Origin of the sequence: Paenibacillus sp. SSG-1, from assembly GCF_002224835.1 — a bacterium.
GTDB classification, from domain to species: domain Bacteria; phylum Bacillota; class Bacilli; order Paenibacillales; family Paenibacillaceae; genus Paenibacillus_AQ; species Paenibacillus_AQ favisporus.
The window spans coordinates 3,379,753-3,402,218 of sequence record NZ_MBRK01000001.1 but is presented as its reverse complement, the minus strand read 5'-3'; the positions used below and the strand labels follow the sequence as shown (position 1 = coordinate 3,402,218).

20 protein-coding genes are annotated in these 22,466 nt (G+C 54.1%); 18 read left to right on the top strand and 2 right to left on the bottom strand.

The window, feature by feature from the left end:
- The first annotated feature begins 4 nt into the window (after nucleotides 1–4).
- From pucL to BCV73_RS35440, 15 genes are all read left to right on the top strand, one after another.
- A complete protein-coding gene (pucL, locus tag BCV73_RS15685) occupies nucleotides 5–985 on the top strand; it encodes a factor-independent urate hydroxylase (RefSeq protein WP_089547827.1) in 981 nt (326 codons plus the stop codon).
- A complete protein-coding gene (uraH, locus tag BCV73_RS15680; RefSeq protein ID WP_089547826.1) occupies nucleotides 982–1,341 on the top strand; it encodes a hydroxyisourate hydrolase in 360 nt (119 codons plus the stop codon). The genes pucL and uraH overlap by 4 nt, the downstream gene beginning before the upstream one ends.
- A gap of 23 nt (nucleotides 1,342–1,364) precedes the next feature.
- Nucleotides 1,365–2,786: an allantoinase AllB gene (gene allB / locus BCV73_RS15675; RefSeq protein ID WP_089547825.1), complete on the top strand. Its 1,422-nt coding sequence runs from the start codon at nucleotides 1,365–1,367 to the stop codon at nucleotides 2,784–2,786.
- Complete coding sequence (locus BCV73_RS15670) at nucleotides 2,783–4,042, top strand: Zn-dependent hydrolase (RefSeq protein ID WP_089547824.1); 1,260 nt, start codon at nucleotides 2,783–2,785, stop codon at nucleotides 4,040–4,042. The genes allB and BCV73_RS15670 overlap by 4 nt, the downstream gene beginning before the upstream one ends.
- Nucleotides 4,042–5,310 (top strand): pyridoxal-phosphate-dependent aminotransferase family protein, encoded by a 1,269-nt coding sequence (locus tag BCV73_RS15665; protein WP_256992874.1) that lies wholly within the window; start codon nucleotides 4,042–4,044, stop codon nucleotides 5,308–5,310. The genes BCV73_RS15670 and BCV73_RS15665 overlap by 1 nt, the downstream gene beginning before the upstream one ends.
- 303 nt (nucleotides 5,311–5,613) lie before the next feature.
- Nucleotides 5,614–6,669, top strand: coding sequence for an ABC transporter substrate-binding protein (locus BCV73_RS15660; RefSeq protein ID WP_089547823.1), 1,056 nt, complete (start codon nucleotides 5,614–5,616; stop codon nucleotides 6,667–6,669).
- A 279-nt stretch (nucleotides 6,670–6,948) separates the two neighbouring features.
- A complete protein-coding gene (locus BCV73_RS15655) occupies nucleotides 6,949–7,803 on the top strand; it encodes an ABC transporter ATP-binding protein (RefSeq protein WP_089547822.1) in 855 nt (284 codons plus the stop codon).
- A complete protein-coding gene (locus BCV73_RS15650) occupies nucleotides 7,796–8,452 on the top strand; it encodes an ABC-2 transporter permease (RefSeq protein ID WP_089547821.1) in 657 nt (218 codons plus the stop codon). The genes BCV73_RS15655 and BCV73_RS15650 overlap by 8 nt, the downstream gene beginning before the upstream one ends.
- Entirely contained in the window at nucleotides 8,449–8,814 is a 366-nt protein-coding gene (locus tag BCV73_RS15645; protein ID WP_076171496.1) for a GntR family transcriptional regulator, read from the top strand. Before BCV73_RS15650 ends, BCV73_RS15645 begins: the two co-directional genes overlap by 4 nt.
- 260 nt (nucleotides 8,815–9,074) lie before the next feature.
- Nucleotides 9,075–10,820: a sensor histidine kinase gene (locus BCV73_RS15640; protein WP_343219904.1), complete on the top strand. Its 1,746-nt coding sequence runs from the start codon at nucleotides 9,075–9,077 to the stop codon at nucleotides 10,818–10,820.
- Nucleotides 10,813–12,243 (top strand): response regulator transcription factor, encoded by a 1,431-nt coding sequence (locus BCV73_RS15635; RefSeq protein WP_179232015.1) that lies wholly within the window; start codon nucleotides 10,813–10,815, stop codon nucleotides 12,241–12,243. The genes BCV73_RS15640 and BCV73_RS15635 overlap by 8 nt, the downstream gene beginning before the upstream one ends.
- 181 nt (nucleotides 12,244–12,424) lie before the next feature.
- Nucleotides 12,425–14,101 carry an extracellular solute-binding protein gene (locus BCV73_RS15630; protein ID WP_089547819.1) on the top strand — a complete coding sequence of 559 codons (1,677 nt, stop codon included), beginning with the start codon at nucleotides 12,425–12,427 and terminating at the stop codon, nucleotides 14,099–14,101.
- Between the two features lie 93 nt (nucleotides 14,102–14,194).
- Nucleotides 14,195–15,085 (top strand): ABC transporter permease, encoded by an 891-nt coding sequence (locus tag BCV73_RS15625; RefSeq protein ID WP_089547818.1) that lies wholly within the window; start codon nucleotides 14,195–14,197, stop codon nucleotides 15,083–15,085.
- Nucleotides 15,086–15,107: 22 nt separating this feature from the next.
- Entirely contained in the window at nucleotides 15,108–15,992 is an 885-nt protein-coding gene (locus tag BCV73_RS15620) for a carbohydrate ABC transporter permease (RefSeq protein ID WP_076171504.1), read from the top strand.
- Between the two features lie 16 nt (nucleotides 15,993–16,008).
- Entirely contained in the window at nucleotides 16,009–16,152 is a 144-nt protein-coding gene (locus BCV73_RS35440) for a hypothetical protein (RefSeq protein ID WP_218828147.1), read from the top strand.
- Between the two features lie 16 nt (nucleotides 16,153–16,168).
- Here the strand turns inward: BCV73_RS35440 and BCV73_RS15615 are convergent, their stop codons facing one another.
- Entirely contained in the window at nucleotides 16,169–17,545 is a 1,377-nt protein-coding gene (locus tag BCV73_RS15615) for a serine hydrolase (RefSeq protein ID WP_089547817.1), read from the bottom strand.
- 750 nt (nucleotides 17,546–18,295) lie between these two features.
- On the opposite strand from BCV73_RS15615, the gene BCV73_RS15610 reads away from it, so the two are divergent.
- The 3 genes from BCV73_RS15610 to BCV73_RS15600 all read left to right on the top strand — a co-directional run bounded on the left by BCV73_RS15610 (nucleotide 18,296) and on the right by BCV73_RS15600 (nucleotide 21,436).
- Nucleotides 18,296–19,627 carry an ABC transporter substrate-binding protein gene (locus tag BCV73_RS15610; RefSeq protein WP_076171508.1) on the top strand — a complete coding sequence of 444 codons (1,332 nt, stop codon included), beginning with the start codon at nucleotides 18,296–18,298 and terminating at the stop codon, nucleotides 19,625–19,627.
- Between the two features lie 79 nt (nucleotides 19,628–19,706).
- Entirely contained in the window at nucleotides 19,707–20,600 is an 894-nt protein-coding gene (locus BCV73_RS15605; RefSeq protein WP_089547816.1) for a carbohydrate ABC transporter permease, read from the top strand.
- 2 nt (nucleotides 20,601–20,602) lie between these two features.
- The gene (locus tag BCV73_RS15600; protein WP_076171512.1) at nucleotides 20,603–21,436 is read left to right on the top strand and encodes a carbohydrate ABC transporter permease; all 834 of its coding nucleotides are present in this window, start codon (nucleotides 20,603–20,605) and stop codon (nucleotides 21,434–21,436) included.
- Nucleotides 21,437–21,538: 102 nt separating this feature from the next.
- On the opposite strand, the gene BCV73_RS15595 is transcribed toward BCV73_RS15600, so the two are convergent.
- The gene (locus tag BCV73_RS15595) at nucleotides 21,539–22,450 is read right to left on the bottom strand and encodes an EamA family transporter (RefSeq protein WP_089547815.1); all 912 of its coding nucleotides are present in this window, start codon (nucleotides 22,448–22,450) and stop codon (nucleotides 21,539–21,541) included.
- Between the last annotated feature and the right edge of the window lie 16 nt (nucleotides 22,451–22,466).

Here is a 22,466-nt window from a genome sequence, read left to right as displayed (position 1 = left end):
AATCATGCTGAAAATAAACTCCGGACGCACGCTTTATTACGGAAAAGGAGACGTCCTTGTTTACAGGACTTACGCAGAGCCATTGGAAGCGGCCCCAATACCGGAATCTCCCTTTGTGGGGGAGGATAATATTTTGTTTGCCCATAACATTCGTTTTGCGGTCAGCGGTGACGCTCTGCTGACTTCGTTCACCGACGGGGACAACGCGCAGCTGGTGGCCACCGATTCCATGAAAAATTTTATTTTGCGCCAAGCTGCAACCTTTGCAGGAGGGACGACGGAAGCGCTGCTGCATTTTTTGGCCGTACGGTTTATGGATACTTACAGCCATATCGACACCGTGCGGCTGTCGGCCAACCGGATTCCCTTTCTTCCTCTGCCGGTGCCGGGCCCCGGAGGGTTTCTGGATAACCGTCTCGTGTACAGGCGTTCCTACAACGATCATGCCTCCGCGGAGATGAAGCTGGCGCGCGGCGCCGAGGGGTATGATCTCGACGAGGCGTGGAGCGGCCTGTCGGACCTGCAGCTGATCAAAGTCAGCGGCAGCTCGTTCTATGGCTTTATACGCGATGAATACACGACGCTGCCTGATGCCTATGACCGGCCGCTCTTTATATTTCTCGATATCCGCTGGAGATATGAAGACCCGCAGGATGCGATCCATCCGGAGGCAGGCAAGCATGTGCCCGTCCAGCAGATACGTGACATTGCCCAGAACGTCTTTTATGAATTCGCGACCCCGTCGATCCAGCATTTGATCTGGTTGATCGGGCAGCGGATTCTGATCCGGTTTCCGCAGCTGGCCGAGGTCCGATTTGAAACGAGCAACCGGACATGGGAGACGGTCGTGGAACCTGCGGACGGCTTGTCATCCGGGGTCTTTACCGAGCCGCGCCCGCCATTCGGCTTTCAGGGCTTTTCGATGACCCGGGAAGATCTAATTGCCGCACCGGAGCCGGCTGAAGGCACCGTCAGTTCCGGATGAGCGGGCGGATTTCGACACATGTGCTCGATACGTCCCGCGCGGTGCCTGCAAGCGGCCTTAAGGTAGAACTCCGGCTGCTGGGGCGGGAAGCGGAAGGGGGACGGCTGCTGGCATCCGGTATAACGGGAGCTGATGGGCGTCTTTCGCAGCCGCTGTGGGACGGCGATTTGGTACCCGGGGGCGAATACGAGCTGACGTTTTGGGTTGGCGATTATTTCCGTCAACAGGCGGCGGCCGACGGGATTTCGTTTCTGGACCTTGTTCCGATCCGGTTCAGGGTGTCTAACGGCAATGAAAATTACCATATTCCACTGCTGCTGGCGCCGGGAGGGTACAGCACGTACCGCGGAAGCTGATAGAAAAAAGGGGGGGGCGAAGCATGGATGCGCACGAAGAATGGATCATACGCGGCGGAAACGTCGTGCTTGAGGACGAAGTCGCAAAGATGGATATCGCCATCCGCGATGGAAAGATCGCCGAAATCAAAGACCGCATCACGGGGATGTCCGCTTCGAAAATCGTAGAAGCGGACGGCCAGATCGTCATGGCCGGCGTGGTGGATATGCATGTCCATCTCAATGAGCCGAACTTTGGACATTGGGAGGGGTTTGAGACGGGCTCTGCCGCGCTCGCAGCCGGCGGCTGCACGGCGTACGCGGATATGCCGCTGAACGGAAACCCGCCGACGGTTACGTTGGATGCGCTGCGGCACAAAGAACGATTGGCGCAAGGCCGGTCGGCGGTGGATTATGCCTTGTGGGGCGGACTGGTGCCAGGGCGAATGGACCAGCTGCGAGCGCTGGCCGATGCCGGCGTCATCGCATTCAAGGCGTTCATGTCAAATCCCGGCGGGGAAGGGGAGGGACGATTCCGTGAAGTAGGGGCGGACGAACTGAGGGAAGGGATGCGGCATATTGCCGGTCTCGGTGGCCTCCTTGCACTGCATGCCGAAAGCGACGAAATGACGTCACGCCTGACCGCCGAGGCCCTTGCCGCAGGGCGGACCGATGCGGCAGCTTATGCTTTGACCCGCCCGGTTGAAGCCGAACTCGAGGCGGTAGCCTCCGCACTTGCCCTTGCGGAAGAGACGGAATGCCCCCTGCACTTTGTTCATATCAGCAGCCCCGAAGCGGTGGATCTGATTCAGGATGCCAAACAGCGCGGCCTTGACGTAACGCTGGAGACCTGCCCGCATTATCTGACCTTGAGTGAGGAGGATATGATCCGCATCGGACCGACGGCCAAATGTGCGCCGCCGCTCCGTTCGGCCTTTCTAATAGAAGGCATGTGGGAACGTCTTAAGGCGGGTGCGATTGATTTCATTGCTTCCGACCACTCACCCTGCCCGGAAGCGATGAAGGCCGTAACCGAAGGTGACGGCTTCTTTGGAGCATGGGGCGGCATCGCCGGTGCCCAGAGCACCCTGCTGCTAATGCTGGAGGAAGGTTGGATCAAGCGGGGAATTCCGCTTCCGCAACTCTCGAAGTTGTTGTCGGAACGTCCGGCCGGAAGATTTGGCCTGGGCCGCCGCAAAGGCAAAATTCAGGTGGGAATGGATGCCGACTTGGTGCTGATTCAGCCATCGTCTCCGCACGTCTTGCGCAGAGAGGATCTGCTGCAGCGCCACCGGCACAGCCCATATATCGGCAGGATTTTCAGCTGCTCCGTAGCTGCGACTTACTGCCGGGGCCGCCTGGTCTACACGTCGGAGGGAGGAATCGTAAGTCCGGGTGCCGGCCGGCGGCTGACACCGCTGAAGCCGCACACTGCCGGCCGCAGCGGGGAGGTTGTGGCGCCATGAATATTGCCGCTGAATCGGGTGCTTTTGCCGATATGATGCGTCTGCTGGAAGATCTGGGCCGGATCGGGCGCGAACCCGGTGGCGGCGTCACCCGGCTGCTGTATTCGCCGTCCTGGCAGGAGGCGCAGCGGCTGCTGGCCGGCCGCATGGCAGATGCGGGGCTGGAGGTGCGTTATGACCGGGTCGGGAACCTCTACGGCCGGCTGCCGGGTACCCGTCCCGATCTACCCGTGGTTCTGACTGGCTCCCACGTGGATACCGTCCGCGCCGGCGGAGACTACGACGGAGCCGGCGGAATCGCCGCCGGAATCGCCGCGCTGTCCTATTTGAAGCGGAGGTTCGGGATGCCTGTCCGTACGCTCGAAGTGGTCTCCTTCTGCGAGGAAGAAGGCAGCCGGTTCCCCTTAACGTATTGGGGCTCGGGCAGTATTGGCGGCCGCTACCGGATCGGCGATGGAACCGGCATTTACGATGCGGAGGGGGTATCGCTGGATGAAGCCATGAAAGCAGCTGGCTTCGGACACGGGAGCCAACCCGACTGCCGCCGGAGGGACATCGGCGATTACGTTGAGCTGCACATTGAACAGGGCGTCGTGTTGGAGGCAGCCGGACGGCGAATCGGCGTGGTCGAAGCGATCGTCGGACAGCGCCGGTACGGGATCGCGGTGACCGGCAACAGCAACCATGCGGGAACGACGCCGATGCCCTACCGAGCCGATGCGCTGGCCGGAGCGGCCGACATGATCGTCCGGGTGGAGGAAATGGCGAAGCGGGCCGGTAACGGAGTGGTAGCGACCGTCGGGCGGATCGAAGCCTGGCCCAATACTCCGAACGTCATTCCCGGCGAGGTACGCTTCTCCTTGGATATCCGCCATACCGAGAGTTGGATGCTGAACGAGTTCAGCGAGTCCGCTCTTGAAACGTTCCAACGGATAGCCGCCGCAAGAAAGCTGCAGGTGAAGGCCGACTGCTGGCTGAAGACAGAGCCTGTCCCGATGGACGGTACGCTGGCGGGACGGATCGAGCGGCTGTGCATGGAGGCGGGGCTTCCGTACCTGCGCATGGTCAGCGGCGCGGGACACGACGCGCAAATGATGGCCGCCGTCAGCCGCGCGGCCATGCTGTTCGTTCCGAGCCGGGGCGGGATCAGCCATGCCAAGGAGGAATACACGGAGCCGGCTCACCTTGCGGAAGGAACGGCAGTTTTAGCTGCCTGCCTGCATGAGCTTGCCTATACGACAGGAGTGGATGGATGATGAATAGGGTACCCGGAGGAAGCTGGAATGAATTTGTGCCGATTTCGCGCATCATTATGACGCCGGGGCCGGTAGAAGTCGACCCTCGCGTGCTGCGGGCCATGTCTTATCCGATTCTTGGTCAATTCGATCCGGCATTTACGGAGCTGATGAATGAAACGATGGGAATGCTTCGCGAATTGTTTCGCACGGACAACCGGTGGGCGTATCCCGTCGACGGGACGTCGAGGTCCGGGATTGAGGCCGTGATGGCAAGCCTGATCGAGCCGGGTGACAGGGTACTCGTCCCGATCTATGGGCGTTTCGGCCACCTGCTGCACGAAATCGCCGAGCGGTGCGGCGGCCGGGTCATTACACTGGAGAAGCCGTGGGGTACTGTGTTCGACCCTGCCGAATTGATCGAAGCCATCGGCCGCGAGCAGCCGGATGTCGTCGCCATAGTGCACGGGGAGACTTCCACGGGCCGGATGCAGCCGCTGGCCGGGATCGGCGAAGCCTGCCGTCGCCACGGCGCGCTGCTGATCGTCGACGCCGTAGCAACCATTGGCGGCACGGCGGTCGATACGGACGCATTGCAGCTCGACGCGGTCATCGGCGGCACGCAAAAGTGCCTGTCCGTTCCGTCAGGCATGGCGCCGATAACGTATAACGACCGCGCAGAGCGGAAAATTGTTGCCCGCAAACGCATTGAGCGGGGACTGCGCAGCAATTACGCTCCCCTCCCGTTACAGGAGGTTCTGCCGGGGCCTAGTCCTATCCAGAGCAATTATCTGGATTTGGCCCAGCTGCAGGATTACTGGAGCCCCAAGCGGCTGAACCATCATACGGAGATGACCTCCATGCTGTATGCGCTTCATGAAGGGCTTCGCCTGGTACTGGCCGAGGGACTGGAGGCGCGTTTCAAGCGCCACCGCCTGCACGAATCCGCGCTGATGGCCGGGCTGACCTCGATGGGACTATCCATGTACGGCGACCCGCTGTCCAAGCTGCCGATGGTGACCTGCGTGCAAATTCCGGAGGGCGTAGACGGGGAAACGGTACGTGCGATGCTGCTGCACCAATTCGGTATCGAAATTGCCAGCTCCTTTGGACCGCTCGCAGGTCAGATTTGGCGGATCGGCACCATGGGATACAGCTGCAGGCAGACGAATATCCTGCACCTGCTGGGTGCGCTGGAGGCGGTACTGCTCCGGGCCGGCATCAAGCTGCCAGCGGGTGAAGCGGTGCAGGCGGCATTAGACGCGTATGAAGAAGCGCGAGTAGGTTAAGTTCAGAAACCATCCATCCGTTTGCCTTTCGACTAAGGGTGTCGAAAAGCGCAAACGGCTTTTTTGGATTGTGCCAATGGAATTTACGGGGCCCGGGCGGGTAAAGACAAATACAATTTTAGTCAGGTTCATGTAAGTATAATTCACAATATAGACGTAGTAATGTTAGGGGATAGGCGTTCGTTACACATTTAATTTGATTTTTTGTTCGTAATTACAAAACGGCGGCATATTTGTTGACGCTAATTTGACGTATCTCCTATGATAGGCATAGAAAGTCAAGTCCTAAGGGGGATGGGTAACATGGCAACGAAAATGACAGCGAACAAACGCAGTGTTAAGAAGATGATGGCATTGTCCTTATGCGCCGTATTGATGACGGGAATGCTGGCCGCCTGTTCGGGGAAAACGGCAGCTCCGGAAACAGCATCCTCCGGGGAAAAGACGGGGACGGCTTCAGCAGAGCCGAAGCTGGAGAAATCAACATTGGTTCTCAACTGGTTCGCCGAACCGGAACACGGAGGTAATTTCGCGGCCGTCCAGCAAGGCTTCTATAAGGACGCTGGGCTGGACATGACGCTGACGCCCGGGGGTCCGCAGGTATCCTCCACACAGATCGTAGCTTCCGGCAAAGCCGATTTCGGCATCGCGAACGGCGACGACATTCTGGTTGCAAGGCAGGAGGGCATTCCGATCGTAGCCATCGCCGCCTCGTTTCAGAAGAGCCCGCAGGTGCTGATTTATCACAAGGAAGCGGGAATCCAGGACTTCTCCAACCTGAACGGACATGCGGTTTACGTCGCTCCGACGGCGAGTTTCTGGCTGTACATGAAAAGCAAATATAAGCTGGATCAGGTCAAGGAGCTGAAGTATACGGGATCGTTGGTCAATTTTGTGAACGACCCTAACGCTTTGACGCAGGGATACATCACATCCGAGCCTTATACTTTGGAAAAACAGGGAGTGAACGTCGGCACGCTGCTGATCGCGGATTCCGGGTATAACCTTTACGCCAACGTCTATTTTACGACCGAGAAGATGATCAAGGAGCATCCGGACAAAGTCAAAGCGTTCGTTGAAGCTACGGTAAAAGGGTGGGATTACTACAAGAACCACGCCGAGGAAATCAATCCAACCATCCACGAGCAAAACCCGGATATGGATCTGGATATGATGAAGTACAGCGCCGAAAAGGAGATGGATCTCGTATTCGGCGGTGACGCGGCGGAGCAGGGCGTCGGTACCATGACGAAGGAGCGGTGGGAAGAGGTGCAGAAGCAGCTTATCGAAGTCGGCGTTTTGAAGGAAGCGGAGCCGATCGCCAACGTTTTTACCACCGAGTTTTTACCGGCCAAATAAAGCAACTCCGGCCATTCCGCCGTATCCTTCCTCTGCCAGTCCAGAACAAGGATCTGCCAATATTAACCCTTTAGACCTAAAGAAAGCAGCGCCGATGCGGCGATGCTTTTCTTTTTTTTTGAAGGCGATACAACCTTTGAAGAGCGACGGGCGGTTTTAAATTCACGCCTTTTGGATAAAAATCTTTTCAACATTCCGCATTCCGTCCATTGACTTCATCCATGCTGCGATGATATATTGTGCATACACGATATACACAATTTATCGAGGAGGAACGGTATGCTGGCCTTAGACATTCGAAACTTAAGCAAAAGTTATCCGAATTTCCAGTTGAAAGACGTCTCATTTCAGCTGGAAAAGGGATATATTATGGGTTTTATCGGCGCCAATGGGGCGGGAAAGACGACGACGATCAAATCGATTTTGAATCTGATTCATACCGACAGCGGCGAAGTGTGGATATTCGGCAAGAACATTGCCGAACACGAAATCGAATTGAAGCAGGACATCGGATATGCGTTTGGCGGCATCGATTTTTATACCCGGAGCAAAATAAAAGCCTTGACGGAAGTGGTGAAAAAGTTCTATACCAACTGGGATGATGAAATTTATTCGTATTATTTAAGAAGATTCAAATTGGATGAAAACAAAAAAATCGTCGAGTTGTCGACAGGGATGAGAGTGAAGTACAGTTTGGCCCTTGCCTTATCCCATGGCGCAAAGCTTCTGATTCTCGATGAACCGACAAGCGGGCTGGATCCGATAGCCAGAGACGATCTGCTCGATCTTTTTCAATCGCTCGTCGCCGAGGGTGAAATCAGCATCCTGTTCTCAACGCATATTACATCGGATTTGGAAAAGTGTGCGGATTACATTACCTATATCCATAACGGGCGAATCATCAACAGTGCCGTGAAAGAAGAGTTTATTGAATCCTACCTTTTACTGAACGGTAGCGTGAGTCAACTGGACCTGGTGAAGGCACAGCTGATTTCGTACAAAACGAATTCGTTCGGCTTTACGGGATTGATCCATGCCAAGGACTTCGATCCTTCCTTAGATGTGAAAGCGGCCCGGCCCACTCTTGAGGAGATTATGATTTATTTCGCGAAAAAGGAGGATATGTATGTATAACTTGGTAATGAAGGATTTAAAATTGGGGATCAATCCGTTGTTTTTTTTGGTGCCTGTCGTTTTGGGCGCGTTGATGCTCATACCGGGCTGGTTGTATTTTATCGTGCTGCTGTATTTTTGCTGGATCACGGTCCCCAATACTTTTGGCCAGTTCCGGTCACAAAACGATTTGATGTTTACTTCGATGATGCCTGTCACCAAAACAGACATGGTCAAGGCCAGGGTGCTTGTCATTGTCATCCTGGAAATGCTCCATATGCTGATGGCCATCATTTTTGGTATCATCAATATTCGTCTCTATGGGGAAATACACAACGTTTTCTTCGGACCGTATCCGGGTTTTTGGGGTCTGTGCTTTGTGATGTTTGCGGTCTTCAACGTGTTCTTTATCCCCATGTTTTACAAGACGGCGTATAAATTTGGCGGGGCGGCGCTGGCGGGCATTACCGGGGCGATGATTTTTGCCGGACTCGCGCAATGGATCGGAATCCAGAATTCCTATGTGTCCGACATGTTTAATGGCAGCGGCGTCCACAATGTGGCACTTCAAGCATCCTTGATGATCGCCGGAATCGTTATTTTCATCGCACTCACTGTGATTGCTTACCGGATTGCGGTTAAACGTTTCCACAAAGTGGAGATCCAATGAACATTGCGATTTCGAACAACTCCGAAAAACCGATCTACCAGCAGCTTTTCGAACAAATCAGCGCCCAAATTTTGAAAGGGGAACTGGAAAGCGGATATAGTTTACCGCCGATCCGGCAAGCGGCCCAGGAGCTGCGGGTTAGCGTCATCACCGTAAAGAAAGCCTGGGAAGAACTCGAGCGATGCGGTTTGATCAACACGGTCACGGGAAAAGGGTGCTTTGTCGCCGATTTCTCACCTGAAGACAAGCTGCGTCTACGCGATGAAATGATTTTGAAGCAGATGGTAAACGATACGGCATACTACAAATCCTTCGGCCTTACCCTGGATGAAGTGATGGAACTGATGAAGAAGATTTATTAAGCACCGCCTGATTGAGCTTGAAAAAAGTCACCGTAAAAGCCCAGCGGAACAGCGAATGAACGATCGCCGTTTCTGCCGGGCTTTTTTTGCCGTTGTCTACGCAGCTACCGCATGCAGAGTATTTTCCTGGGCTAACGCGATAAATCGTTAATGCATGCCTGGCTTCGCCTGTGTTAACCTACATCTGATCTTCTCCCATTTCATTTTCCAAGACCTGAAGGAGGGGCCAAGCCAAGCATGAGAAAAGAGGGACTGCCATGATGAATGCCGTGAAAACAAGGTGGAAGGCGCGTATCTATCATTATTTGACCTTGAAACGAAGGATTATGATCATTTTTCTGTTCAGCTCATTGATTCCGTTTGTCAGCATCGTGCTCATCTCGTATTTCACCATTTACTCCATCCTCACCAACAAAATCCAAAACGGTATCCAGAGCAACCTCAAGCAGGTCGAGCTCTCCCTGGAAAACTCCATCAACAACCTCAACCATGTGTCGCAGCAGTTCGCCGTAGGCGGAAGCGTCGGAAACAAGCTGAGTGAAATGCTGTCGGCAGAGGAGCCGTTCGAACGGGCGAAAACGCTCAGCGATTTGAAGGAGGAGCTCGGCCTGATTACGTTCACCAACCCTAGTATCGGACTGGCCATGTATTATTTTATGAACGACCGTCACTATGAACTGGAGAATACGGGCGTCAAGGACAGCTTCGCTCCAGAGAAGCTCCCCCTGCTGGCCCAGTACAGCCAAATTTCGTACTACGGACCGCATGTGAGCAACAGCCGTTTTGACAACCAATACGTGCTTTCGGCCATGCGCAAAGTGGATCTGCCTAACCTGGACGGCGTGTACATTTACATGGAGACCGGCTTCAAGCTGACGCAGAACATATTGAATAATGATGCCGTCGGCGGGACGGCTTCCCATGTGTTTGTGGATAACGACGGGCGGATCGCCTACAGCGACGCCCCGGATTCGTTCCAGGTCGGAACGAAGTTTCCGCATTTCGACCAGGCCAAGTCGTCGGGCACGGAACAAGGCTATTACTGGTTTAAAGAAACAAGCAATCAAGGCTGGAGCATCGTCTCGTTAACGTCCAAGGCGGACTATAACCGCGAAATGAACCGCTGGTTCGTGCAGATCGGCCTGTTTTCGCTGCTGTTTCTCGGCATGAGCCTGCTGCTGGGTTGGCTGTTGTGGAAAATGGTGTACCGCCCGCTTCGCGGCTTTCACCGGGAAATCGAACAGATGGCCGACAGCCGCATCGGCAGTCCGGCCGCCCGCACCCATATTCCGGAATTCGACCTGCTGGTGCGGCGGTTTCAGCAAATGAAGCATCAAATTTGGGAATTGTTCCGGGAAGTCGAGGCCAAGGAAAAACGGCGCGCGGATCTGGAGGTGGAGAAGCTGCTGTATCAGATCAACCCGCATTTTCTGATGAACAGCCTGGATACCGTCCGCTGGATCGCGGTCATGAATGGGCAGGAGGAAATCGACAGGCTTGTCTCTTCCTTGAACAAACTGCTTCATTACAATCTGGGAAAGCTCGGCCAGACATCCACCATTCAGGAGGAAATCGATGCGGTAAAGCAGTACTTGATTTTGCAGCAGATCCGCTACGATTTCCAGTTCGACGTCCATATCCACGTTGATCAGGAGGTGCTGGATGTGCCCATTCCCCGGTTTATTTTGCAGCCGCTCGTCGAGAACGCCCTCTATCACGGATTGGACGACGACGGCTATATCCAGGTGGATGTACGGCAGTTGGATCAAATCGAGATCTCCATCCGGGATAACGGAGCGGGCATTCCCGAGGACAAAATCGAGGCGCTGCTGTCCGCGGAGGGCGGTAACCGGAGTGCCGGCATGGGCATCGGGATGAGTTACGTCAACCGGATCATCGGGATGCATTACGGCGAAAGGGCTAAGCTCGGTGTATCGAGCAGGCTCGGAGAAGGGACGACGATCAAGCTTAGCTTACCTAATGAAGGAGGTGCGGATCATGATTAAAGTGCTCGTGGTCGATGACGATAAACTGGTCCGGAAGGGGCTCATTTCGGTGATGCCCTGGCAGGATTTCGAGATGGAGGTGATCGGGGAGGCGAACAACGGAGCAAAAGCGCTGGAATTTCTGGACAATCATGAAGTCGATCTGCTGCTGACGGATCTGGAAATGCCGGTTATGTCCGGCATGGAGCTGATGCGCTTGGTGCGTGAACGGCATCCGGAGGTTTACATTGCGGTGCTGACCCTGCATCAGGATTTCGAATACATCCAGGAAGCGATCCGGCTGGGAGCGATTGATTATATCGCCAAGGTCCAGCTGGAGAAGGAGCGGTTCGAGGAGGTGCTTGGGCGGATTCATCGCCGCATCACAGAGCAGGAAGGGCGGCTTCGGAAGCTGCGCATACTGCCTGGGGCAAGCAGTCCTGACGAATCCTTTGCTACGGACCGGGGTTATGCGCTGCTGTCAGTGGTCCGCGATCCGGAACAAGGTGCTGTGGTGGAGTGGGCGGTCCGGCATGCGGAGCATTTTGCTGAATTGGGGCGCCAAGTCTTGTTCTTTACCCTCGGGGGAGGAGAGAAGGAGGAGGAGGGACTGGATGAACTGGTACGATTGGCTTCAGCGGAAGCCGGGTGGACGCTGATCCGGTTAAAGGGTATCCAGGGCCGAATGCCTGCCGAAGTCCATGACCAGGTGCGGAGGTACTGCGAAGGGGAGTTTTTTTACGAGTATGACCCGGCCGTAAAGGTCATGGATCGATCCTTGTCAGCGCTCGTGCAGATCGTGAATCCCGTAAATGATGATCTTACACTCACCGTAATGGCCCAGTGGCTCTCGCCGGGCTGGATCTACCGGGAAGGTTTGTTTCAGGCAAATCTGCAGGAGCTGAAAGAACTGCGGCTGCCGCAGGCGGAGCTCTCGGGGCGGCTGTACGTGCTGGCCGACCGGTTGGACCAGCTGGCCGGTAAAACCGGAACGACTCGCATTCGCCTGCCCGCCCCGCTGAATTCCTGGTTCGAAGTCGTAGCATGGTTTGACGGCGTTCGCAAGCAGCTTCGCGAAGAATGGGGCAGGGCGCCGTATTCACCCGAAGTCGTTCAGAGCGTGATGACGGCCGTATCCATGCTGCACGAGGAGCTGGGCCAGCCGGTGACGGCGGCGGACATCGCCCGCAGGGTCAGCATGAGCCGCAGCTATTTCAGCCAGTGCTTCAAGGAAATTGTCGGGACCAACTTCAACGCCTACCTGCGCCGCATCCGTCTGGATCAAGCTAAACATTACTTGCGGAATACGACCAAAACCGTCCTCTGGATCGCGCAGCACGTCGGCTATGAGGATGAAAAGTATTTCAGCCGTTCTTTCCGGGAGTATACCGGGCTGCTGCCGAGCGAATATCGGAATCAATCGGATCTGGATAGAAAAGGGTAGAGAAATGTCCTCCGGCAAGTAGGAAATTCGTCGAAAACGCTTCAGTGAAACCGCTGACATCCTCCCGATTTGAAGTCAATTGTCTATCTCAACCTGAAACTTCCGTCTAACCGGGAAAAGCGGAATCCTGTGTTACCTTAAAGGTGCAAGCAAACCAAGAGCGAAAGAAGGGGCGAAGAAGATGAGAGCAAAATCCATGATGAGCCTGGCGATAGCGGGCCTGATGCTGGTTCTGTCGGCCTGCGGCAGCGGCGGCGCTTCGGAGAAGGAAGCCGACGTATCCAAAGATCCGGTGGACCCGTTCGGCAAGTACAGCGAAACCGTTACGATCAACATCGGCAAAGAGGTGGACTCGGCAGATAAGAGCCTTCCGCCAGGAGACTCACCGGAAAACAACGTGTATACCCGGTACGTCAAAGACAACCTCAATATCGATACGAAAATTATTTGGCAGGCCGGCGTCGGCAAGGATTATCAGCAAAAGGTAAATCTGGCCATCGCCAGCAACGACCTTCCGGATGCGCTCGTCGTGACGGACACGCAGCTGCGGCAGATGGTCAAGAGCAACCAGTTGGCCGACCTGTCGGAAGTATACGAGCAGTATGCCTCCCCTGTGCTGAAAAAGATCATCGATTCGACGGATGGGCTTGCGATGAAATCCGTCACCTTCGACGGAAAAATGTATGCGCTGCCAAACGTGACGGCGGAATCGGACATGCAGCATATTATGTGGATTCGCAAAGACTGGCTCGACAAGCTCGGTCTCGAGGTCCCGCGTAACGTCGATGAGCTGGAGAAGGTCGCCAAAGCCTTTGTGGAACAGGATCCGGACGGTAATGGCAAAAACGACACCATCGGCATCAGCGGCCCGCAATCCGGCGGACTGCTCAATGCGGATTTCATCAATCCTAACAACAACAACTACGGATTTGATCCGATCTTCGGCGCCTATCACGCGTATCCGGGCTTTTGGCTGAAGGGTGCGGACGGGAATCCAACCTACGGATCCATCGAACCCGAAACGAAGGAGGCGCTCGCCAAACTCCGGGACCTGTATGCCAAAGGGCTGATCGATCCGGAAATGAGCATCCGCAAGGACGCGCAGGAGCTGATCAAGAACGGCACATCCGGAATCTACTTCGGGCTGTGGTGGGCAGGAGGGTACGGCCCGCTGGCGGACGCCATCAAAAACAATCCGAAAGCGAACTGGCAGGCCTACACACTTCTCGACAAGAACGGGGAGTTCACACCTCATATGGGAACGCCGTCCAACCAATATCTCGTTGTCCGCAAAGGCTACAAGCATCCGGAAGCTGCGATTAAAATGGAAAACCTTTTGCTCCGGGACGAATCCAAATTCGACGTCAGCGTCGGCATCGGGAATTACCCGCTGCGCATCGTGTTCGCGCCAATGGACGAAATGTACGTGACCTACAACGCGATGAAGGAAGTGCTGGCCGGCACCAAAAAGCCGGAGGAGCTCGATCTGCCGGGCTACAAGCTGCTGAAGGCCGATGCCGAGAACATTAAGAAGGTGAAGCTCGAACCATACGATAAAATGGACATCCAGTATTGGGACCCGAATGCGGATCTGGGCGCCTGGAAGCGGCTCTACTCCACCTTGGTCGGCATTGCGCCGCTGATGGAGCCCTATAAAAAGACGTACAGCCTGACTTATTCCCAAACGAAAACGATGGAGAGCAAGTGGGCGACGCTCGACAAGATGGAGAAGGAAACGTTTCTGAAAATTATTATGGGAGCAGCCCCGCTGGATACCTTTGATCAGTTCGTGAAGGACTGGCGGAAGCAGGGCGGAGACGACATCCTCAAAGAAGTCGCGGAAATCGCGCAGCAGTAGGCTTTTAACGCTCCAAGGAAAGGCAGGTGCCGGGATCCGTCTCGGCGCCTCCCCTATTTAAGCATATGACCCGGAAAAGGAAGGAGCTGCAAGATGATTAACAAGGGATTCGCCAAGCACTATTACTTGATGCTTCTCCCCGGAATGATCTGGCTGACCTTGTTCAGCATCGTTCCGATGTTCGGCATCGTTATGGCTTTTCAGGATTACAACCCGGGCCTCGGAATTCTGCATTCGGAATGGGTCGGTCTTGAAAACTTCAAATACATGTTTTCCTTGAACGACAGCGTCACGATTCTGGTCAACACCCTGGTGATCGCCGTGCTCAAAATTGTAGGTAATCTGATCATCCCGCTCGTCTTTGCCCTGCTGCTGAATGAGCTGAGGCTGCGGTATTTGAAGCGCTGGATTCAGACGATCGTATACCTGCCGCATTTTTTGTCCTGGGTTATCCTTTCGGGGATTTTGCTCGATATCTTCGGCTACACCGGTCCGGTGAACCAAATCTTGTCGGTGTTTCATATCAAGCCGGTCCTGTTCTTCGGGCGGGCGGACCTGTTTCCGGCCCTCATCGTGGGAAGCGACGTGTGGAAGGAATTCGGGTTTAACACGATCATTTATTTGGCCGCGCTGACCGGCATCAACCCGGCTCTGTACGAGGCGGCTGCGATTGACGGGGCAACCCGGTTCAAGCGGATGCTGCACGTGACGCTTCCCGGCATCGTCTCGGCGATCGTGCTGCTCTCGGTGCTCAGCCTTGGCAACGTGCTGAACGCGGGCTTTGAGCAGATCTTCAATCTGTACAACCCGCTGGTCTATTCCAGCGGCGACATTATCGACACCTGGGTCTACCGGACGGGGCTGGTCAATCTGCAGTTCAGCCTGGCGACCGCCATGGGCCTGCTCAAATCGGTGGTCAGCTTCCTGATGATCACGATCTCCTATTATCTCGCTTACCGGTTTGCCAACTACCGTATCTTTTGATGACAAAAGGAGTGCATGTTCAATGGTAAAAGACAACACGGCAGGCTCCCGGCTGTTTGATATTGCGCTGATCGTGATCCTGGTAGGCATTGCAATCTTATGCATCCTGCCCATCTGGTACACCCTTGCCGTATCCCTCAGCAACAATGCAGCGGCAAGCTCGGGCCGGGTCGGGCTGTGGCCCGTCGGTTTCAACCTCGGTTCTTACCAGGAGCTGATGGGAGACCGCAAATTTTTTAACTCGTTCTGGATATCCGTGCAGCGGGTCATCCTCGGGGCGGGGCTGAACTTTGTGGTCATTCTGCTGATGGCGTATCCTTTATCGAAAAATGCCAAAGAGCTGCCGTATCGCAATGTTCTCATGTGGATCCTCGTGTTTACGATGCTGTTTAACGGCGGACTGATTCCTTGGTACATGACGGTAAAGTCGCTGGGGCTCATAAACAACATTTGGGCGCTCGTTCTCGGCAACAGCGTACCGGTATTCAGCGTCATCCTTGTCATTAACTTTTTCCGCAATCTGCCTAAAGAGTTGGAGGAGGCAGCACTTGTCGACGGTGCGGGTCCCTGGCGGATGATGATCCAGATCTTTGTCCCGCTCGCGGGGCCGGTCATTGCTACGGTGACGCTGTTCAGCATCGTGTACCATTGGAACGAATTTTTTAACGGGCTCGTGCTGATGTCGGCGGCGGACCATTATCCGCTTCAGACGTATATCCAGCAGATGGTGGTGGTGATCGATGCCAACACGATGACGGCCGAACAGATTCAGCGGATGAGCGAACTGTCGAACCGGACGCTGAATGCGGCCAAAATTTTCATAGCGATGATTCCCGTGCTGGTCATCTATCCGTTTCTGCAGCGGTTCTTTATTACGGGGATCACGCTGGGATCCGTGAAGGAATGAGGCGGACGCTGGCAAAATGGATCAGGGAACAGCCGCTGACCCAGTATCGTCCTTGCGTGCTAAGCCAGACGAAAAAGCAAGGAATAAAGACAAAAGGGATGCCCTTACGCCGATTGACGGCAGGGCATCCCTTTATATGTTGAATAAAGCAGCAGCTTAGATGAAGCCTGACCGGATCAGCGAGTAAAGCTCCACATGCCGGTGATGAATCGGGACCCGTCCTGCCGGTTTGCAGGTTGGTCCGTCCTTCGCGCTGCAGCAGGCTCCATCATTCCTAATTGGAGAGCTTGGCTGACATAACCTGCGGCCCAGGAGGGAACGGTGCCTTCGTTAGCTTCGGGAGCTTCCCCTGACGCGGAGGCTTCGCGGTGAATGAACATATAGGCGCGAACCGCAATCGCAGCCATTTCGGCGTGCGTGATTACCGCCGTTCCGTCAAACCGGCCCTCACCGGTTCCGCGAACGAGGCCAGCTTGACGGGCTGCGGCGATATCGCCTGCAAACGGATTGTCGTCACGGATATCGTGAAATTGGCTGGATTGATCCGCAGCGGATGCCAAGCCAAGTTCCCGGGCGACCAGGGAAGTGAACTCCGCGCGGGTGAGCGGACTGCCGGCGGATGCTTCCTGATCCTTGACCTGCTCGCTGTAGATGGCTCTGGCGGCCTTTTGCACGATGGGATTGCCGATCCGCTGCGCTTCGTCGAAATCATGGGTTGTCGTTACCTGCAGCAGCACGGAGACGGCGAGCTCATGCCCCGGTACCAGGAAATACCCGGCATCGTGGGTGACGTTGGCGTTTTCCCCGGTTTTATGGGCGATTGGCGCATTGGGCAGCGCAGCTCCAAATTTGGTGTTGACCTCCTGCCGGGCCATCCAGGCGATGATCTGGTTTCTGGAGGAGACGCTGAGGAAGGAACCCTGATAGATTTGGCCGAGCAGCTCCGTCAAATCCGCGGCGTCGATGTAATTGTCCTGGGCGGGGGAGGGGGCAGCCGCAAACATTTTGCGTCCAAGGTGCATCGTCCGCAGGTCCAATTGGTCCATTAGCTGCTGGACCCTGTCCATGCCGACCTTGTCGATGAGCACGTTGGTCGCCGTGTTGTCCGACTGGGTGATCATCAGACGGGCAAGGCGTTCCAGCGTAAGGTCCTGCGGAAAGCTTTCGGTCTGCAGCGATCCGCTGCCGCCCACGACGTCTTCGGGCGTTACCCTGACCTGATCGGCCAGGGACAGCTCGCCCCGGTCAACCTGCTTCATTAATGCGGATACGACGGCAAGCTTGATCGTACTGGCCGGCATGTAGGGTTCCCGCGACCCAAGCAGCAGCGTTTCATGCCCGTAGTAGCCGCTGAGGTCGCGGATGCCGACCGACATGCGAATCCCGTCCTTCTCCGCCTGCTGGAGGATGGGAGTCAGGGCTGACGCGATAGCAGATAAGCCTTTTTCCGGAGAAGCATCGGACGCTGCCGGAAGCAAGCTGGTCAGCAGGGCAGTAGCGGCAATCGTCGTCATTAGCGTTCTTCTTAATACCGGTTTCCGTCTGCGGGTCATCAAACATCCCTCCACAAAAGAAATGTTATATAAAATGACATGATCGGTTGATGTATACCTCTTATTATAAATGGATGTAATATTAGTTTACAATCTGTTTTTGTGAGCGTTCACTTTTTGTTCATAACATTCTGTCGATGCCGTGGATTTGACAAAATTACTTACATAAACCCGAAAAAAAGCGGTGCGCAGACTCTGTTTTTTATTTTATAAAAACATAAAATAGTAGGGACGTTAGAAGAAACGTGCGGAAAAATGTCGATTGGTTGGGGTGGAATGCAGACAATGAGGATAACGATCAGCTAAGTAAAGGGATAAAAGAGCTAGTTTGGGCAGCTAAATGAAGAAAAGGACGTATTGGAGCTAAATGTGACTCCTGTTATTATGTTTTAAAAAAATATAAAATGTTTTAGATTTTATATTTACAACTCCATTTCCTGTATGTTATTTTATACTTGCAAACGGATTCATTCAATATGTATTGAATTATTTTAGAAAACATTAAAACCGAGGAGGTCATCTTCGCAGCAACCTATCGAAGCTGCCCCGGTTCAGCTTGCGGGAGGCGCCCGGAAGAATGGTTCCTGAGATGAGGAGCCGCCGGACCCGGCAGGAGAGTTGAAATCAGACACAAATGAAAGCGCTTTATTCATGTTTTTAGGTCACCCGTTCTTGGTCAGTCAGATTTGTTTTGTCCTGCAAGTGCTTGGCGGCAAGAAAAATCAATGAAGCTTAGGGAGGATCCTGGATATGAAGAAAAAATGGCTGATGCTGCTGCTGGTCGTCACGATGACGACGATGTTGTGGGGATGCGGCAAGTCTTCCAATAGTGCGGAAGGCAAAACGTCCGTCCTGGACGGAGGGGCCGGCGACACGGCAACCGAGCTGTCCTATTGGACATTTGTGGAGCTGCACGGGCAGCATTTCAAGAAGATGCTGGAGAAGTGGAACGCGGCGAACCCGGACCGCCAGATCAAGCTGAACGTCACGGTCATGCCGTATGACGACATGCATAACAAGCTCTCGATCGCGGTACAGACAGGCGTTGGGGCACCGGATATTGCAGACATTGAGATCGGCAAGTTTCCCGATTTTCTGAAAGGCACCCCTCAGCTGGAGCCTCTGAACGACGTGGTCGAGCCTTACAAAGATACCATCGTCCAGTCCCAGATCGATATGTACAGCAAGGAAGGAAAGGTTTACGGACTCTCGACCCACGTCGGTGCGTCGGTTGCGTTCTATAACACCGAAATTCTAAAGGAAGCCGGTGTGGACTACAAATCGATCGTCACCTGGGACGATTTCAAGAAGGCAGGCATGCAGGTGTACGAGAAGACCGGCAAATACATGGGCACGGCGGATACGAGCGCCGGTTGGGAGGCATCGATGATGCTGGCTCAGCAGAAAAGCGATTTTACCGATGATGCGGGCAATCCGATCGTCAATTCGGACGCCATGGTTAAAGGATTGAAGGTGCTGAAAGACCTGCAGGATAACAACGTCATCGCCACAATTGCCGGCGGACAGCCGGACACGGAGGAAGCCTACGGCGAGTTTAACGAAGGAAAATATGCGACGGCTTTCATGCCGCTGTGGATGATGTCGCGTTACACGAACTACATGCCTGACCTGTCCGGTAAAATCGCACTTGCGCCGATTCCGGTCATGGAAAAAGGAATGCCGCGCTCTTACGGCGGAGGCGGAACCGGTACCGTCGTCACCAAAACGGCCAAAGACGTTCAACTGGCCAAAGACTTCATTGCTTACGCCAAGCTGTCCCTCGACGCGAACATCGAAATCTGGAACACGCTCGGCTTTGACCCGATCAATATGGACGTATGGAATATGAAGGACGTGACGCATAATCCAGAAAACCAATTCGTGAAATATTTCGTCAACAACCCGTTTGACGTGCTGAACGATATCAAGGATGAAATCCGTCTGATCAAATCGACGCCGGCTTCGCCGACGATCAACAACGTGCTGTACACGACGACGCTCAACGAAATTTTCGAAGACGGACGGGACATAAAGGAAGCGCTGGACGATGCGCAGGCACAGATCGAACAGGAACTGAAATAGCCCGCCGGCATGCCCGGAATCAGAGCTGCTCTTGTCTTTTCGGGGAGCGGCTCTTTTTCAAACAGAAAGGAGTAGAGACATGATCAAGCGTTTTATATATTCGCAAAAGGTCGCCCCGTACGTGTTCGTATTCCCGTTTGTCGCCATTTTTCTGGTGTTCTGGGTTTATCCGCTGCTCAGCTCGTTCGGCATGAGTTTCCAGCATGTCACCCTGGGGCAGGAGGCCGAGTGGACAGGGATGGACAACTATCAGAAGCTGATGGGGGACGGCGTGTTCCTGAAGTCGATCGGCAACAGCGCGCTGTATATGGTGCTGACGCTGGTCATTCTGATTCCGTTTCCGATGCTGCTTGCGGTGCTGATCAACAACAAATGGATGTGGGGCCGCGAATTTTTTAAGTCGGCTTTCTTCTTTCCTGCACTGACATCCGTGGTGGTGGCGGGGACGATCTTCCGCCTGATGTTCGGGGAGATGGAAGGGTCGCTGATCAACAGCGTCCTTGGTGTCTTCGGTATCGAGCCGGTGAAATTTCTGAAAGGGCATCTGACCGGTTTTGTTGCGCTGCTCGCCCTGGCGACCTGGCGGTGGACGGGAGTTAACATCCTTTACTTCCTGTCGGGTCTCAAAAATATTCCGGAGGAATACTACGAAGCCGCCTCGATCGACGGCGCCTCTGCATTCCAGAAATTCACGAGAATCACGATGCCGCTGCTGAAACCGACCACAATATATGTGCTTACGATCAGCATTTATGCGGGACTGGCCATGTTTATCGAAAGCCTCATGCTGTGGAACGGCAACAACTCGCCGAAAAACATCGGCCTCACGATCGTCGGCTACTTGTACCGCCAAGGGATCGAGAAGAACAATCTCGGCTACGCCGCCGCGGTCGGCATTGTGCTGCTCGCCGTGACGATGATCATTAATCTGACGCAGCTGGCGTTCTCCGGCATGTTTAAGAAGGAGGATTAGGGATGAAAAAGAACACCGCGCTCAACATCGTCCTCGTCGTCATTTTCGCCGTCATCTGCTTCCTGATCCTGCTGCCGTTCTACGCTATTACGCTCGCTTCCTTCAAGCCCGGCGAAGAGCTGATCCGGTACGGATTGAACCTGAAGCTTGATTTCTCGGTCATGAGTCTGGACAACTTTGTCTTTTTGTTCACGGGGGATCACGCGTATTTTACGTGGTTCTTCAACTCGCTGCTGCTGACCGTGGTGCAGGTCGTTCTGACGCTGCTGGTCAGCGCAACGGTAGCTTACGGCTTTGCCGCTTATGATTTTAAAGGAAAAAATATCCTTTTTATCTGCGTACTGCTGATCATGATGGTTCCCTTTGAAATACTGCTGCTTCCTTTATACACGCTTACTTTTAACCTTGGCATGATGAACTCCTACTCGGCGATTATTTTGCCGGGCATTGCCAATGCGGCGACGATCTTTTTCTTCAGACAATACCTGTCCGGAATCCCGAAAGAGATTATCGCCTCCGGCCGGGTGGACGGTGCAAGCGAGTACGGCATTTACGCCAGGCTGATCCTTCCTGTCATGAAGCCTTCCTTCGCGGCGATGGCCATTCTCAACGGCATGAACAGCTGGAACAACTTTTTGTGGCCGTTTATGGTGCTGAGCGATTCGCACAAGTATACGCTGCCGATCGGTTTGAAGACGCTGCTGACGCCGTACGGCAACAACTATGACCTGCTCATCGTCGGCTCGTTCTTTTCGATTCTGCCGATCTTTATCCTGTTTGTGGCCTTCCAAAAGTACTTCATCGACGGCATGACAGCCGGTGCGGTGAAAGGGTAGATTCGTTTCGGAAATAGCTGCATACGACCCGCGAGTACCGGCAAATTTGCCGGTTTTTCTTTTGAACTACATATGAGAAATTCGATATATGAAAAAATCACACTAGTCGGATGAAGGTTTCTTAACCCATGCCAGAAGCAAAATCAGTCCGATGATACACGACGTACCCAGCCACTGAAAAAAACCAAAAGGCTCTTTTAACCAAAATACGGTTGTAATCACGGCGGCCAGCGGCTCCAAACTGCCTAAAAGGCTCGTTTCTTTGGGTGATAGGCTTTGTAAGCTTTCGATATAAAACCAAAATGCGACCATCGTGCCGAAAATGACCACGAAAGCAAGGTATAGATAGGCGTCGATCGTCAAGCCTGTAAAGTCGGTGTGCCATGGCGGATGGATCACACTTAAGCCCAAACCTCCGATGATCATCGCCCAGCCGACAATGACGAGGGAATCGTATTGCTTCAGCAGCGGAACGGCATACAAGGTGTAGAACGCCAAGGCCGCGCCTGATAAAACACCCCAAACCACGGCTGGAACTGGCACGGAAAGCTCCGAGATTGAGCCGTTGGTTAATAATAAGAAGCAACCCGCTAAAGCTAGGATCACGGTGAGCAAGTCTTTTCGCGTGAAAACCATTTGCTTCCGCAGCATTAAATAGAGGATGATCATGACAGGTGCCAAATACTGCAGCAGTGTTGCCACAGCGGCATTTCCATGTTGAATCGATGCCATATACGTATATTGAACCGATAGCATGCCAACCCATCCGAAAACAATGAGCCGCAAAGCGGTCCGACGGTTTCTCCATACCCCAACGATTTGCGAGCGGTCTTTGACCCAAAATTGAATGGTTAACAGTAAAATACCGGCGATGAGCAGGCGTACCGTGACCAGTCCGTTAACATCGATTGCGGTTTGCTCAAAGAGCTTTTTGGCGACGGTGCCGCTCACTCCCCAAAATATCGCTCCTGTAATGACAAGAAATAACCCTTTTCTTCTAGCTGTTGGATTCATCGATCGATTCTCCGCT